General features: G+C 72.7%; 11 protein-coding genes. 2 read left to right on the top strand and 9 right to left on the bottom strand.

The annotated features are described in order from the left end of the window. Positions 1 to 165: 165 nt before the first annotated feature. Complete coding sequence (locus AB0F38_RS15125) at positions 166 to 1374, bottom strand: restriction endonuclease (protein WP_361892157.1); 1209 nt, start codon at positions 1372 to 1374, stop codon at positions 166 to 168. Then, complete coding sequence (locus AB0F38_RS15120) at positions 1371 to 3599, bottom strand: AAA family ATPase (RefSeq protein WP_361892154.1); 2229 nt, start codon at positions 3597 to 3599, stop codon at positions 1371 to 1373. The genes AB0F38_RS15125 and AB0F38_RS15120 overlap by 4 nt, the downstream gene beginning before the upstream one ends. Before the next feature lie 310 nt (positions 3600 to 3909). Between AB0F38_RS15120 and AB0F38_RS15115 the strand changes: the two genes are divergently transcribed. Both AB0F38_RS15115 and AB0F38_RS15110 read left to right on the top strand, forming a co-directional pair. Continuing rightward, the gene (locus tag AB0F38_RS15115; RefSeq protein WP_361892206.1) at positions 3910 to 4107 is read left to right on the top strand and encodes a hypothetical protein; all 198 of its coding nucleotides are present in this window, start codon (positions 3910 to 3912) and stop codon (positions 4105 to 4107) included. Between the two features lie 363 nt (positions 4108 to 4470). After that, the gene (locus tag AB0F38_RS15110) at positions 4471 to 7722 is read left to right on the top strand and encodes a GH92 family glycosyl hydrolase (protein WP_361892151.1); all 3252 of its coding nucleotides are present in this window, start codon (positions 4471 to 4473) and stop codon (positions 7720 to 7722) included. A gap of 117 nt (positions 7723 to 7839) precedes the next feature. Here AB0F38_RS15110 and AB0F38_RS15105 read toward each other — a convergent pair whose 3' ends face one another. The 7 genes from AB0F38_RS15105 to AB0F38_RS15075 form a co-directional block, all read right to left on the bottom strand. Further along, positions 7840 to 8694, bottom strand: coding sequence for a 4'-phosphopantetheinyl transferase superfamily protein (locus tag AB0F38_RS15105; RefSeq protein WP_361892148.1), 855 nt, complete (start codon positions 8692 to 8694; stop codon positions 7840 to 7842). A 7-nt stretch (positions 8695 to 8701) separates the two neighbouring features. Continuing rightward, positions 8702 to 9991: an MFS transporter gene (locus AB0F38_RS15100; protein ID WP_361892145.1), complete on the bottom strand. Its 1290-nt coding sequence runs from the start codon at positions 9989 to 9991 to the stop codon at positions 8702 to 8704. A 65-nt stretch (positions 9992 to 10056) separates the two neighbouring features. After that, positions 10057 to 10368 (bottom strand): hypothetical protein, encoded by a 312-nt coding sequence (locus AB0F38_RS15095; protein WP_361892141.1) that lies wholly within the window; start codon positions 10366 to 10368, stop codon positions 10057 to 10059. Between the two features lie 68 nt (positions 10369 to 10436). Further along, positions 10437 to 11741, bottom strand: a complete 1305-nt coding sequence (locus AB0F38_RS15090; RefSeq protein ID WP_361892138.1) for a glutamate synthase-related protein — start codon at positions 11739 to 11741, stop codon at positions 10437 to 10439. Then, a complete protein-coding gene (locus AB0F38_RS15085; protein WP_361892135.1) occupies positions 11738 to 12742 on the bottom strand; it encodes an asparagine synthetase A in 1005 nt (334 codons plus the stop codon). Before AB0F38_RS15085 ends, AB0F38_RS15090 begins: the two co-directional genes overlap by 4 nt. Positions 12743 to 12821: 79 nt before the next feature. Further along, positions 12822 to 14096, bottom strand: a complete 1275-nt coding sequence (locus tag AB0F38_RS15080; protein WP_361892133.1) for a methylaspartate mutase — start codon at positions 14094 to 14096, stop codon at positions 12822 to 12824. Beyond that, complete coding sequence (locus AB0F38_RS15075; protein ID WP_361892130.1) at positions 14093 to 14506, bottom strand: cobalamin B12-binding domain-containing protein; 414 nt, start codon at positions 14504 to 14506, stop codon at positions 14093 to 14095. Before AB0F38_RS15075 ends, AB0F38_RS15080 begins: the two co-directional genes overlap by 4 nt. Between the last annotated feature and the right edge of the window lie 10 nt (positions 14507 to 14516).

Here is a 14516-nt window from a genome sequence, read left to right as displayed (position 1 = left end):
ACCGTGGAGTCCGCCACCGAATCCCTGCGGTGCGCACGCGCGGAAGCAACTGGAGGACAGCCGACAGCGGCTGGCCCGGGAACACACGCTCGCGGGCGAACAGGCCGCGCGACAGCGGCAGGAATTCGGCCGACGAACCGTGGCGCTCCAGCAGACCAGGCGGATTCAGGCGGTGGTGGCCGTCGCCGCCGTGGCGGCGAGGGCGGCTGTCTGCGCCAGGACTTTGGCCGGGGCGTCGTTCAGGTTCAGGGCATGGGCCGTGATCGTGACGGGGGAGCAGCGGATCACGTGGTCGGTGGGGGCCGTGCCCGGGGTGGTGGCCGCGTAGACGAGGTGGCCGTGGGTGATGCCCAGGGCGGTGCAGTAGGCCAGGAGTTGGTAGAGGTGGTCCACGGGTGGGGCCGTGACCTTGAGGAACGTGTACTTCGCGTCCATCACCGAGATCGGGCGGCCCTCGCGGTACAGGACCAGGTCGGGGCGGAAGGCGGTCCGGCGCGCTTCGTCCAGGCGGTGGACGTCCTGGGGAGCGCAGCGGATGCCGTGGCGGGCCAGGGCCTCGCCGAGTGTCACCGTCACAAAGCGTTCGAAGACCTTCGGCAGGTCCAGCAGGAAACCGTCGGCCGGGGCGGATGTGCCTCCTTCCGGCCGTATCGAGCGGCCGGACAGGAGCAGTCCGGCCAGCCGGAGGGCCGGGGCGTAGCGGGCGTTGAGGCGGGTCGGGGTCCAGGTGGGAAGCGGTTCGCCGGGGTGGGGGCGGCGTACGCCGGGGAGGCGGTCGGCGAGGTGACGGAGGGTCAGGCGGGTCGGGTGGGGGACACCCGGCAGGTGAGCGGCCAGATGCAGGGCTGCCAGCAGGATGCGGTTCTCGGGGATGTCCGGGGTGTGGTCGTCGTACCGGACCGATATCGGCAGCGGCAGGCCGGTGCGGCGGAGCTGGGCCGTGGTGCGGATGCTCCCCCTGATCAGGGGGAGCTCCTCCTCCACCTCGCGGTAGCCGTGCAGGACTCCCGCCTCCAGGGTGCGGCGGACGGTGCGGGCCAGCAGGTCGGCGAGGGCGGGGAGGAGGTCGTCCGCCGTGGCCGCGGTGACCTGCTCCGGGTGCCAGGGGTCGGTGGGCGAGTAGGAGAGGAGGAAGAGGAGGTCCCTGATGCCGAGTTTGGGGCGCAGACGGAGATGGATCGCCCCACCGGATCGCGTGCGCAGACGGATCAGGCCCACCTTCTGGTTGCCTCGCACGCTCCAGCGCCCGCCCGGTGCCGGGGTCAGCCGTACCAGGTCCGGCACGGCGACCAGGGCCGCCACCTGGTCGCCGGTCAGCTCGTACGGGGTGCCGGGGCAGGTCTCCCGGACGGTGAGGGTGAGGTCGGGGCTCACGGTTCGACGGCCGGGGGCGAGGAGCCGGCCGGCGGGTCCGGCGGCACGACGGCCGCGCGCAGGGTGTCCAGGCCGAATTCCCCCTCGACGTCGATGCCCGTGCCGTGGAGCTGGTCCTCCAGGAGCGGCAGGATCTGGGTGCGCCAGATGAGGTCCAGGCCCCCGGGGCGGGCCGTGCCGGGCCTCATCAGGTACGACGGGCCGATGGTGCGGTCGGGTTCGCCGAGGCGGGAGTTGAGCTCGTCCAGCAGCCGGGCGGCCGTGTCCGGCAGACCGCGGGCGTGCAGCCAGCGGGCCAGCAGTCCCCGCACCGGCGGCTTCTCGGGGGAGAGCCGGCGGAAGGCGAAGCGGCGGCGCATCGCCGCGTCGACCAGCGCGATGGAGCGGTCGGCGGTGTTCATCGTGCCGATGAGGAAGAGGTTGCCGGGCAGATGGAACGGGTCGTGCGGGCTGTACTGGACGGTGACGGGTTCCTCGCGGTACTCCAGCAGGAAGTACAGCTCGCCGAAGACCTTCGCCAGGTTGGCCCGGTTGATCTCGTCGATGATCAGGATGTACGGGTTCGCCGGGTCCCTCCGCGCCCGCTCGGCCAGCAGTCTGAACGGGCCCGGTTGCACGCTGAACACGACCGTGCCGTTGTCGCCGGGCACGGGACGGAAGCCCTCGAAGAAGTCCTCGTAGGTGTAGGAGGGGTGGAACTGGATCAGCTCCACCCGGTCCGGGCCCGCCAGATGTCTGGCCAGGGCACGGGCGACGTGGGTCTTTCCGGTGCCGGGCGGTCCGTGCAGCACCAGCTGGAGCTGGTCCTGGAGCTGTTCGGCGGTTTCACGCAGCCACTCCAGCGGCATGAGCAGCTCGTCCGCCAGCTCCTGGGTGACCGGCGGGAATTCGAGGGGCTTGGTGATGTCGGCGTCGGCGAGTTCCTCGGCGACCACGTCCTCCAGGCCCGCTCGTTCCGCCAGCTCGGCGGCCACGCTGCTGATGTCGTACACCGTCGGCGGCAGCGGAAGTCGTGCCTGGACCTTCTCCGGGAGGTCGGCCCGGACGAGGGGGCGTTCGGCGGTGACCCAGCGCACCGGACGGCGGCGGGCGTTGTCGAGGCCTTCGGAGGGGTCGTACGCCGGTGGGCCCTGGACGGTGCCGACGTGCACCTCGTCCGGGGTGACGGTGACGACCAGGTCGCCCGGCTGCATGACGGTCAGGAAGACATGGAGCTGGTAGGCGGCTGCCCCGCGCGTCTGGGCGGTTGCCTCGGGCATGGCCTCGTCGACCGCCTGCCGGACCTGCTGCTTGGTGGCGCCGGCGGGGATCTCCGGGGGCTCCCGGAAGGAGAGCGAGCAGTAGCCCTGGCTGAGCCAGGCCGGGATGAAGTCGTGCCCGTCCACGTTGTTGCCGCGGACCAGCCAGCCGCGCTGCTCGTGCCGCACGGCGCCCTTGGTCCTGCGCCAGCGGCCGACCCAGGGCTCGTCGTAGAAGTCGACGGTCCGGCCGGTCTGGCCCTCCAGCGTTCTGCTGAGCGTCAGCAGGTCCTTGTCGTCGTTGCCGGTGGGGCCGGGGAGCTCGTCCGCGAACGCCTGGAGGATCTCGTGTTTGTGATGGGCACTGGCGATGGGCTGGAAGCTGTCCGGGAAGAGCGTGAAGAGCAGTACGTGGATCTGGGCGCGGCCCTTCTTGTGGCCGACCGAGTCCTGGATGTCGAAGCAGAGGGTCCGGAACCGCCATGGGTCGGCGAGGAGTTCCTCTCTCTCCCGGCGCTCCGTCCCGGCCAGCCGCTCCACGAGGAGGACCAGGACCTGGAACTGCGCCCAGCGGTAGTTGAGGAATCCCTGCCCACCATGGAGGAAGCCCTTCAGGGCGGGCCGCACGTCCTGGTCCACATCCAGGGGGCGGCGGTCGGCCCAGGACAGTACCTCTCGGAGGATCTGCAGCTTCTTCGGAAGGCCGATCTGTTCGGGGACCAGCGGGGCCATGTTCACGAAGAGCAGCTCGGCGGCGAGGACGATCGTCTCGTCCGGGGCGCCGGTGAGCTGGCGGCGCAGCTTGACGAGAAAGGTGTCCGACGATTCGTCGGGCCGGTCGACGAAGCGGGCGCGCAGATCGGAGGCGGTCGCCTCGGTCCAGGCGGCCAGTTCCGGCTGGAACGTGGACTTCCCGCTGAGCAACCCGTCGCGGAAGATCCGCTGCACCACCGCCGCGACCTCGGCGCCGTCCGGCCGTCTCGCCACAGTTCCCCCGCCCCTCACGCTCTTCGAAGTGCCCACCCTAGTAAGGGGGTCGGGCATGCGCCACGACGAGGGCGGCCGGTTCCCACTGCTGCCATGGGTGATGATCAGGCCACCCGCAGATCGATGACGCGCTCCCCGTGGGTGCGGCGGGACCGCCGCGGGGCCGGCGCCCGCCGAACGCTGCGACGTCGACCGCGTCAGCGCCTCGTTGCCGGCCGCGGTCAGGTCGAGCGTGGAACCCGGAGGAGCGGGTGATGCCCGAAGCGCGGTGTCCGTTGTTTCCGCTCCGGAGCCCGGGGCAGGCGTAGGGGTGAGTGACTACGAAAGGACCGACATGAGCGGCGGAGAGAAGGCCAAGGCCAAGACCGAGCAGGTTGTCGGGAAGGTTGTGAGGAAGGTGGCCCACGCGGTGGGCGACGAGACCACCGCAGCCAAGGGAGCCGCACTGGAGTCCAGGGGCAAGGCCCGGGATGTCAAGGAGAGGTCGAAGGACAGCTTCAGGCGCTGACCCCGCCACGCCGTGGGCCGAGCCGGTGTGAACCGGGTTCGTCCCTCCGGCCACGCTCGACCCGGACCCGGACCCGGACCCGGATCCGGCGCCGCGTCGGCCGGCGCAGGCTCCCGATGGTGGACGGCAGGGCTCCGCCGCCGCAGGTGTGCGGCGGCGGAGCCCTGCCGTTTCGTTCCCCTGTTCTGATCTCCACGCGATCCCGGACCCGCCCACCCAGTGACATCCGGACGGGCGGAGGCTACGGTTCGACCCAAACGCCTGACAACGTTGTCAGGCGTGTCAGGGTATGAAGGGAAAAACGCCATGCGGTTGGCTTTCAGACCGTTCCGTTCCCGTGCCTCCGGTATCACAGCCGGCCTGATGGCCGCCGTCCTCGCGAGCGGCGGAGTGCTCGGCCTCGCCCAGCCCTCCGCCGCCGCGGACGTCGAACCGATCGATCTGGTGAATCCGTTCGTCGGAACCCAGAACTTCGGCAACACATTCCCCGGGGCGAGCGCGCCCTTCGGCATGGTCCAGGTCAGTCCGGACACCGGTGGCCAGGGCGGTTACGACTACAAGCAGGACTCGATCCACGGATTCAGCCAGACGCACCTGTCCGGCGTCGGCTGCGGTGTCATGGGCGAGCTGCCCATCATGCCGACCACGGGCGCGGTCGACTCCGTGGACCCGGATGCCTACCGCTCCCCGTACAGCCACGCCGACGAGGAGGCCGGCCCCGGCTACTACCGTGTGGGGCTGAAGAAGTACGACGTCGACGCGGAGCTCACCGCCACGGAGCGCACCGGGTGGCAGCGCTACACCTTCCCCTCCACCGGTGCGGCCAACGTCCTGTTCAACACCGGCAGGGCCAACCAGCCGGTGCTGGACTCCGAGGTGCACGTCGTCGGCGACCGGATGATCGAGGGCCGGGTGCGCGCCGGGGGCTTCTGTGCCGGACACGACGAGCACACGGTCTACTTCAGCGCCACCTTCGACCGGCCCTTCAAGGCCTACGGCACGTGGGACGGCGCGGACCCCAGGCCCGACACCCGTGACGCGGAGGGAGACGGCCGCAACGGCGCCTGGGTGACCTTCGACGCGACCACCGACCGGGACGCCGTCCTCAAGGTGGGACTGTCCTACACCGGCGTGGAGGGCGCCCGTAAGAACCTGGCCGCGGAGACCGGGGACTCCTTCGACTTCGACGCCACGCACGCCGCGCTGCGGGAGACCTGGAAGAAGCAGCTCGATTCCATCCGGATCAGCGGAGGCGCCCCGGAGCGGCAGAAGGCCTTCTACACCGCGCTCTACCACAGCCAGATGCACCCGAACCTGGCCGGTGACGTGGACGGCCGCTACCAGGGATTCGACGACAGGACGCATACGGCACAGGACTTCACGCCGTATCAGAACTTCTCGCTCTGGGACACCTACCGGCCGCAGAACCAGCTCCTGCAGATGCTGGAACCGAAGGTCGCCCGGGACGTCGCGCTGTCGGTCGTCGCGGCCGGCCGGGACGGTGGCTGGCTGCCCCGCTGGGCGCTCGCCAACAGCGAGACCAACATCATGACCGGCGACCCGGTCACCCCCTTCCTCGTGGAGGCATGGTCGAAGGGTCTGCTCGCCGGGCACGAGGCGGAGGCGTACGCGCTGCTGAGGAAGAACGCGACCAGCACCCCGCCCGCCGACTCGCCGTACAACGGACGCTCCGGCGCCGACCACTACGGCAAGCGCGGCTACATCCCGTCCGGTCTCGGCATCGGCAAGGACTGCGCGGACAAGGGCGGCGACAACGACTGCAAGCACCCGGCGTCGGCGACGCTGGAGTACTCCGCCGCCGACGCGTCGCTCGCGCTGATGGCCGACGGGCTCGGCCACTCCTCGGACGCCCGGATGTTCGCCGCACGCGGGCAGTGGTACAAGAACCTGTGGGACTCCTCGATCAAGCAGTTCCGGCCCCGGACGGCCGAGGGCACCTGGCTCACGCCGTACGACCCGGTCGAGGCGGCGCACCAGTTCCACGAGGGCGGCGCCTACCAGTACCAGTGGCTGGTGCCGCAGGACCCGGCCGGTCTCGTCCGCCTGATGGGCGGCCGGAGCGCCACCGAGAAGCGGCTCGACTCCTTCTTCGTCCACGACAAGCTGCTCACCGACCCGGCGGGCACCGCTCGCAACGACTGGATCTCGCAGCCGTACGACTACTACGGCAAGCCGACGTACAACCCGAACAACGAGCCGGACCTGCTCTCCCCGTACATGTACAACTGGGTCGGGGCTCCGGCGAAGACCGCGACCGTGGTGCGGGCGGCGATGACGCTGTTCACCGACGGACCGGACGGGATGACCGGCAACGACGACCTCGGCACCATGTCGGCCTGGTACGTCTTCTCCTCGCTCGGCCTCTACCCGACGATGAGCGGCGGTGACTTCCTGGCCATGTCCAGCCCGCAGTTCGAGTCGGCGACCGTCCGGATCGGCAGCTATCCCGAGGCGTCCGGCACCGAGGGCCAGGGCGGCACGCTGACGATCAAGGCGCCCGGAGCGAGCGACACGAAGCGGTACGTGCAGGGCGTGGCCCTGAACGGCCGGGACGTACCGCAGACCTGGCTCAGCTGGAACCGGCTCGCGCACGGCGGAACCCTGGCCCACCGGCTCGGGACCTCCCCCTCCTCCTGGGGCACGGGCAAGGGCGCGCAGCCGCCGTCCGTCAACCAGGCGTCTCCCGACAGCCGCAAGCACGTCGACGCGTCGCTGCGCCCCGCCTCGGCGGTCGTCCCCACGGGCGAAACCGCGCAGACCGCGAAGTTCACGCTGGACGTCCTCGGGCAGGCACCCGGCGAACTGGACGTGTCCGTCACGACGAAGCTGCCCAGCGGCTGGAAGGCGACGCCGGCACCGCGCTCGCCCCTGGAGATCGAGTCCGGACACCTGCCGGTGCAGAAGAAGGTGTCCCTCGACATCACCGTGCCGCCGGGAGCCGCCGCCGGGTCCTACCCGGTGGAGGTGAAGGTCGAGGGCCGCGGGGCGAATTCGGTCACCCGCGAAGCCACCGTCGCCGTGCGTCCCGCCACGACCTGTGCGAGCGAGGCGGACGGGCAGTGCGCCGTGAACCTGCGCGCGGACCTCGGTCACGACGGCACGGCCACGGTGGCGAACCCCGACGAGGGCAACTTCGACGGGCACGGCTGGAGCTATGACGGCGACCTGCTGCCCAAGGCCGGGCCGGTCACCTGGGACGGGGTGACGTACGACGCGCCGGACGCCACCGGTAGGGCGGACAACTTCCTCGAAGCGCGCGGGCAGGCGCTCCTGCTGCCCGCCGGAGAGCACGGCGCACTGCGGCTGGTCGGCGCGTCGCACAACGGTCCGGTGACGACCGCACTGACCGTGTACTACGCGGACGGCAGCAGCGCGGAGAAGTCGGTGACGTTCGGCGACTGGGCGGGGTCCGCCCCGGACGGCACCACGGTCGTCCTCGACATGCCGCACCGCATCAAGCAGGGCAGCGGAGTCGACGGGCCGTCCATACGGCTGTTCGGCACGGCCGTCGAGCTCGACGGGGGCAAGACGGTCCGTTCGGTCTCGCTCCCGGACGACGCCCGCGTCGAGATCTACGCGATGACGCTCGCGTAGAGCGGGACGACGGGCCGCCGGTCCGCCGTCCCTCACCTCTCTTCAGGGCCCTGGCGCGGCGGCGCCGGGGCCCTGAAGCCGTACGGTCACACGGGCCGAGGCCGGAGTCGCCGGGGATCACGGCCGTGCGTCCTCGTACCGCGCCCGGTCCGGACCGGGTGTCCTGCCGTCCTGTCGCCACTGCAGCGCCACGGCCGCGCGGTGGCCGACCGGGACCGCCACATCGGCCATCACCCAGCCGGCGGGCGCGGACGGCAGCGGTCCGGAGCCGACGTATTCGGTGGCCGGGTCGGCGCCCAGGCCGACGCCGATGCCCTTCAGATAGGCCTCCTTCCTGGTCCATACGCGGGCGAAGGCGACGGCGGCCGCGTCGGGGGCGAGCGCGGCGAGCTCGGCCGACTCGACCGGGTGGAGCACCTCCGCGGCCTCCGCGACGGTCTCCGGCGCGGGCACCGGCTCGACGTCCACGCCGACCGGGGTGGCGGCGACCGCGATCAGGCTCATCCCCTCGCAGTGGGAGAGCGAGAAGTGCAGCCGCCCGTCCGGGAGGACGGGGCGGCCGTGCGGCTCCCCGCAGCAGGGACACGGGGCGCGGGCCACCGACACGGTGCGGGGCGCGATGCCGAGGTGGGCGCCGAGCAGGCGGCGCAGCCCGACGTGGGCGCACATGTAGGTGGCCCGGTCGCCGGGCCGGCGGAACTCCTCGGCGCGGGCGAGTTCGGCCGGGTCGAGGACGAGGGGTGCGTAGCGGGCGACGGTCTCCTGGTGGGCGGCGGTGGTGACGAGCCACAGGCGCGGGCGGGCCGGGCTGGGCCAGGGGAGCCGGGGCAGGGCGGAGGTCAGGGGCGGGAGGGCGTCGGGGAGCAGGGCGGCGCCCGCCGTGGAGCCGGCGGTCAGGGGCGGGAACGGGTCGGGGAGCAGGGTGGCGCTTGCCGTGGAACCGGGCCGATGGCGGGGATCCGTCGCGGTCATGTCTGCCTCACACGGAAGTGGTGGTGGGCTCGGGCGCGGTGGGGACCGTCGCCCGGGGTGGGGCCGTCTTCCCCGCCGGGGCGCGCAGCCCGACGGCCGCGGCGAGGGGGGAGAGGAAGGCGAGCGCCGCGCAGAGCAGCCAGGTCCCTGTCACTCCGAGGTGCAGGGAGACGGCGCTGAACAGTGCCAGGGACACGGGGGCCGCGCCGATGGTGGCGAGGCTGAGGATGGACATCGCCGCTCCCATCCGGCCCTCGGGGACGGCCTGCTGGTAGGCGGTGACGAGGGCGGGCCCGTTGAGGCCGGAGAACAGGCCGACGGCGCAGGCCACGCCGGCGAGCGTGAGGGGCGAGGGCATGAGCGCCATGGCGGCCATACCGGCGGCGAGCCCGGTGCCGGTCACCACCAGCTTGAGGAAGACCGGGATGCGGTGGGCGAGGGCCGAGCCGGCCGCGGCGGACGCGAGGGCGCCCACGCTGAATGCGGCGAGCACCAGTGCCACCGTGCCGACGCCCCAGCCCTTGGCGGAGGCCTGGAGGGGCAGTGCGACCTCGGCCGGCCACGCGAACGCCAGGTCCAGGCAGAAGCAGGCGACGAACATCCACAGCAGCCGCGGGTGGGCGGCCAGGAGCCGGAAGCCGTCGCCGGAGCGGCGCAGTACGGAGGGTCCGGACGTGCGGGCTTCGGGGCGCGGCATGCCGTGGGTGACGTGGGCGGCGCAGACCAGCCAGACGGCGCAGCCGACGGCGGCGAGGACCATGACGCTGGGCAGGCCGCCGACGACGACGAGCCACGCGCCGAGCGGCGATCCGGCGATGGGCGCCAGGCGCAGCACCATGGAGAAGAGGGAGTTGGCGCGGCCGAGGTGTTCGTCGGGGGCGAGGCGGACCAGCAGGACGCCGGAGGCGGGCCCGGTGAGCCCGAGGAGCGATCCCTCGACGACGGCGATGGCGATCAGCGGCCACAGCGTCTCGGTGGTCGCGGTGATCAGGGCCCCGGCCGCCAGGACGGCGACGCGGGTGGAGGTCGCGCGCAGCAGGAGGGCACGGGGGCCCAGAGCGTCCGTGAGTACGCCCCCGAACAGGAGCATCAGGGCCCGCGGAAGGGTGGAGGCGAGGATGACGAAGGTGACGGCGCCGTGCCCGCCGAGCTGGACGGCGGTCCAGCTCATGGCGATCAGGAGGGCGAAACTCCCTGCCTGTACGGCGGCCTGACCGACGACGAGGCTGCGGATGCGGGGCCAGTCGACGCCGGGGCCGGTGCCGGCCGGTGCGCTGGTGGTGGAGCTCGGTTCCATGGGGTCGGCCTTCTGCGGAGACGGTCGGGGGGCGGGGTGCGGAGGGTCCTGCGGGCGGGACCGGTTCAGCCGAGCGGGCGGACGCGTACCCGGACGCCGGTCGCGTCGCCGCGCAGGGTCGCCGCGACGGCGAGGGCGACGGCGCGGTCGGTGGCCCGGCGTACGGAGCGGCAGCGGGCGGTCCCGCCGTGCGTGCGCAGTTCGACGCGGCCGCCGAGGTAGCCGCGCCCGGCCTGGGCGAGGGCCCGCACGGCGGCGGCGCGGGCCGTGGCCGCGGAGCGCTCGTCGGGGGCGGCGGCCACGCTGATCCGGGGGATGTCGGAGAGGGAGAAGCGGGCGTGGACGGTGCAGTGGGCGAGGTGCCGGCGGGCGGTCATGACAGGGCCACCGGGGGGCCGGCGACGGACGTGCGGTGCCTGACCCGGACGCGGGCGGCGGGCGGCGGTCACCGCACGGCTCCCAGCGGGTCGGACGCGGGCCGGTGCGCCGGTGCCGCCGGGGCGTCGGGCCACCAGAGGTCGTCGGGGCCGACGGCGGTGACGCTGTACTTGCCGAGCGCGCTGATGAGCAGACGCAGTTCGAGGGCGATGCTGTCGGCGAGGCGTTCCAGGCCGTGCTCGGGGTCCTCGTCCACGGCGATCAGGGCCGCGCGGCCCAGACCGACGGCGTCGGCTCCGAGGGCGAGGGCGCGCAGCGCGCGTCCGCCCTCCCACATGCGGCTGCTGGCGAGGAGGCAGCCGTCGGGGCGGCCGATGCGGCGCAGGCATTCGGCGAGCGGCAGGCCGACCTGGTCCAGGAAGACCCGGGGCGCGTAGCCGGTTCCGCCCTCCGCGCCGTCCACGGTCACCGCCCCGGCACCGGCCGCCCAGGCGGTCCGAGCGGCGTCCGCGATGTCACGGCCCGGGTGGAACTTCACCCAGGTGATGGCCTTGGGGAAGTTGTTCCGCATGAAGCGCAGCTGCTGGCGGAGGATCTCATCCGTGAACGTGCCGGGGGTGGCGCAGCGCAGTTGGCGTTCTCCCCCCTCGTCGAAGACCTTGCGCACGGTGAAGCGCCGGGCGAGCTGTTCGGCCTCGGTCCCGCCGACGACGGTCATGCCGCCGAGTCCGGGCTTGGCGCCCTGGCCGGTCTTCAGCTCGAAGGCCAGGCGGCCGGTCTCCAGGAGCGGGCGGAGGGACGGGTCGCTGTAGAGGAGGTTCCAGACCTCGGAGTCGGCGTCCTCGGTGGACTGCTGGACGACGATGCCGCCGACACCGTCGGGCACGGCGTCGAGATAGGCCTCGATGCGGCTGAGGAGCGCGGAGCGGGTGGCGTCGCCGGCGCGCCGGTAGCCGTGGACGGGGATCATGTTCTCCCCGATGACCATGGGGATGCCGAGCCGGGCCGCCTGCCTGCTCGCGTGGACGGCCAGGTCACCGCTGCCTGCCCGGGTGGAGCCGAAGGCGGACAGGTACAGCGGGAGCCGTGAGGCGAAGCCGCCCACCCGGGTGGAGAGGTCGACGTCCGTGAACTCCGGCTCGCGGGCGAGGTCGATGAGCTTCTCGAGGCGTTCGGGGGTGAAGACGGGCGGGACGATCCGGGCGCCGTCGAGGCCGTCGCCGGGGCCGTGCGCCAGGTCCGCGCCGTACGCGCCGGGGCCGAACAGCTGTGTGCCGTACGCGTCGGGGTCGGGGAAGACCTCGGCGGTGCCGTTGCGGGCGCGGGCGCGAATCCGCGCCTCGGGGAAGCCCGGTGCTCCGAGGGCGCTCACGGGGCCACCACCCCGGGCAGCTTCGGGTAGGCGCTGACCTGCCACACGGCGTCGAGACCGGTCAGGAAGCGGACGAGGCGCTGGAGGCCCATGCCGAAACCCGCGCTGGCGGGGATGCCCTCGCGGGCCTCCTTGAGGTACCAGGCGTACTTCGCGGGGTTCTCGCCGCTCTCCCGCATGCGGGTCACGATGGTCGCGTAGTCGGATTCCCGCTCGCTGCCGGAAACGAGCTCGCCGTAGCCATGCGGGGCGATCAGGTCGAAGTTGCGCAGCACCCCGGGGTTGTCGGGATCCTCCCGGTCGTAGAAGCCGCGGGAGCCCTTGGGGTAGTCGTTGATGAAGAACGGCCGGTCGCTCTCCAGGGAGAGGAGGCGCTCGCCGGCCCAGTCGATCTCGCCGTCGGGGTTCTGCGGGTGGCCGGAGGCCAGGAGCCGGGAGACTGCCTCGTGGTGGGTGCACACGTCGTACTTGCCGCTGCGGACGTCGGCGAAGCCGGCCTCCTCGCGGCCGAGTTCGGCGAGCACGCCCGGGAGGGCCGTGCACACCTGCTCGGTGACGTGCGTGAGGAGGCCGGCGGCGATCTCCTGGGCCTCCTCACGGCTCGCGTCGGCGATCTCCACGTCGATCTGGTGGAACTCGACCAGGTGCCGGCCGGTGGTGGCGGTCTCCTCGGGCTCGACCCGCACGTTGGGGGCGATGTAGAAGAGCTTGGGGAAGCCGCGCAACGAGGCCTGCTTGTAGAGGATGGCGCTGGTCATCAGCTTGTAGGGATGGCCGTAGTAGTCGACGTCCAGTGCCTTGGCGCCGCGGCCGCCGGGGTCGGTGACGGGTCCGACGAGTGGCGGCAGCAGCTCCACGAAGTCCCGGCCGCGCAGGTAGTCCCTGGCGGCGTGCAGGGCTTCCTGCTGGATGAGCATGGCGGCGCGCAGCCGGGGTGAGCGCAGGTGTTCGCCGAGCGGGGGCGGGGTGACAGCTCCGCCGGTTCGCGGGGTCTGGTCCATGGCAGGGTCTCCTGTTCGGTCGTCCTGAAGCGTCCGGGGACGCGGGGAGTTCGCGGGTGGCGGCACCGGGCCGCCGGGGTCAGCCGACGGGCTGGGGCGCCGCCGTACGGTCGTGGTGTTCGGCGACGTGGTTGAGGGCGGTGAGCAGGTCGGAGGCGGTGAGCGCGGTGGCGTCGGCCGATGCGTCGGCCCGGATCGGCATGGACCCGGTCCGGGACCAGCGGAGCCGGCCGGCGGGGTCGATGAAGCTGCCGGAGCGGCCCGCGTTGTCGGGATGGAGGCAGAACGGCACGTCCAGCAGGCCGCGTTCGAACGCCGTGGGCAGGGCGCGGGACAGATCGGGGTGGAGGCCGAGGACGGCCTCGATCAGCGCGCGGGCCTCCTGGTACACCTCGCCGCCCGCGTCGTGACCCGCGGCCGGCGGACGCCCGGCGAGCGCGGCGGCCGCGGCGGCGGTCTCCAGCGCCCGCACGTTCTCCTCGACGGTGGGGATGCGGTGGGCCTCGGCGGTCGTCTTGACGAGCAGCCGGTGGGCTCCGGCACGCACCGCGAGCCGGGCCGACGACTCCAGCAGCCGGGTCGCGCCGTGCTCGGTGCGGGGGTAGACGCCCATGTAGGTGTAGAGCACGACGTGGTGGTCGACGCCGGCCGGGAGGAATTCGGAGGCCAGTCTCCGCAGTGCGCGTACCGCCTCCTCGTCCTGGTCCTGGTCGGTCTGCTGGGCGTAGCTCAGCGAGACGCTGCGCAGGCCGTGCTGGGTGAAGAACAGGCATTCCAGCACGCTCATGGCGACGAGCAGGCCCGGCGGGCAGAGCTGTCCGAGGAGGCAGCCGCCGAAACTCTCCAGGTGCGGTACGCCGCCGGGGCGGGCGCTGTCGGCGAGCAGCTCGCAGCCGCGCGCCCAGGCCTCGACGGACTCCCGCAGCGGGGTGCGTCCGTAGGGTAGGCAGTAGGAGACGGGGCCGCCCTCGGTGGCGTCGAGGCCCGCGGCGGTGAGCGCGCGGATGATCGCCTCCGGCCGGGAGGACCCGTGGCGTACCTGTACGGGGAAGTCGGCGTCCAGTACCGCGTCGAGCAGCGACCGGGTGACGGCCTGCGGGTGGGTGGCGATCGGATAGCCGTTGAGCCGGGCGCCCTCGGCGACGGCGGCGCGGGCTCCGGCCAGATCGCCGACCCGGGTGTAGCTGTCGATGGTCAGGGTACCGACGGTGGTGGCGGTGGCGGCCCTGGTCCGCTCCAGGCCGGTCCGCATCGCGCGGGGGTCGCTGAAGCCCATGCGGGGCTGGACGACGAGGCGGCCGACCGCGGCGCCCGCCGCGACGAAGGAGCCGAAGGGCGGTGGTGCGGCGCTCATGTCGGCACCTGCTCGCGGGCGTGGGCGGCCAGGAAGCCGCGCAGCGCGTCGAGGTCGCCGTCACCGAAGACGGCGTCGCAGCCTGCCCGCAGCAGCCGGGTGACGTCGGCCTCCTGACGGCAGCCGGCGACGCCGAGCTTGCCGCCGATCACCACGGGCAGTGCGGCCGTCGCGGACTCCGCGCGCAGCCGGTGGACGGCGGCCAGGCCGTCGCGGTAGCCGTGGCCGTTGACACTGCTGAGCACCACCAGGTCGGGGGAGTGCCGACGGCAGGCGGCCACCAGCAGTTCCGGGCTCACACAGGGCCCCAGGCCGGCCACCTCGTGCCCCAGCTCCTCCAGGAAGAGCCCGAGGTACACGAGATTCCATGTGTGTGAATCCGAAGCGGTTCCGCTCAGGAGTATCTTCATGTGTTCGAGA

Source organism: Streptomyces sp. NPDC025273 (assembly GCF_040638585.1).
In the GTDB taxonomy this organism is placed as follows: Bacteria; Actinomycetota; Actinomycetes; order Streptomycetales; family Streptomycetaceae; genus Streptomyces; species Streptomyces cinereorectus.
This window is presented reverse-complemented; position numbering and strand designations above follow the sequence as displayed.

Bases quoted from the DNA above. Each gene is read 5' to 3' on its own strand.
- AB0F38_RS15110 (WP_361892151.1), top strand. From the start codon at position 4,471: ATGGCCGCCGTCCTCGCGAGCGGCGGAGTGCTCGGCCTCGCCCAGCCC.
- AB0F38_RS15085 (WP_361892135.1), bottom strand. From the start codon at position 12,742: ATGGACCAGACCCCGCGAACCGGCGGAGCTGTCACCCCGCCCCCGCTC.
- AB0F38_RS15105 (WP_361892148.1), bottom strand. From the start codon at position 8,694: ATGACCGCGACGGATCCCCGCCATCGGCCCGGTTCCACGGCAAGCGCC.
- AB0F38_RS15100 (WP_361892145.1), bottom strand. From the start codon at position 9,991: ATGGAACCGAGCTCCACCACCAGCGCACCGGCCGGCACCGGCCCCGGC.
- AB0F38_RS15080 (WP_361892133.1), bottom strand. From the start codon at position 14,096: ATGAGCGCCGCACCACCGCCCTTCGGCTCCTTCGTCGCGGCGGGCGCC.
- AB0F38_RS15095 (WP_361892141.1), bottom strand. From the start codon at position 10,368: ATGACCGCCCGCCGGCACCTCGCCCACTGCACCGTCCACGCCCGCTTC.
- AB0F38_RS15075 (WP_361892130.1), bottom strand. From the start codon at position 14,506: ATGAAGATACTCCTGAGCGGAACCGCTTCGGATTCACACACATGGAAT.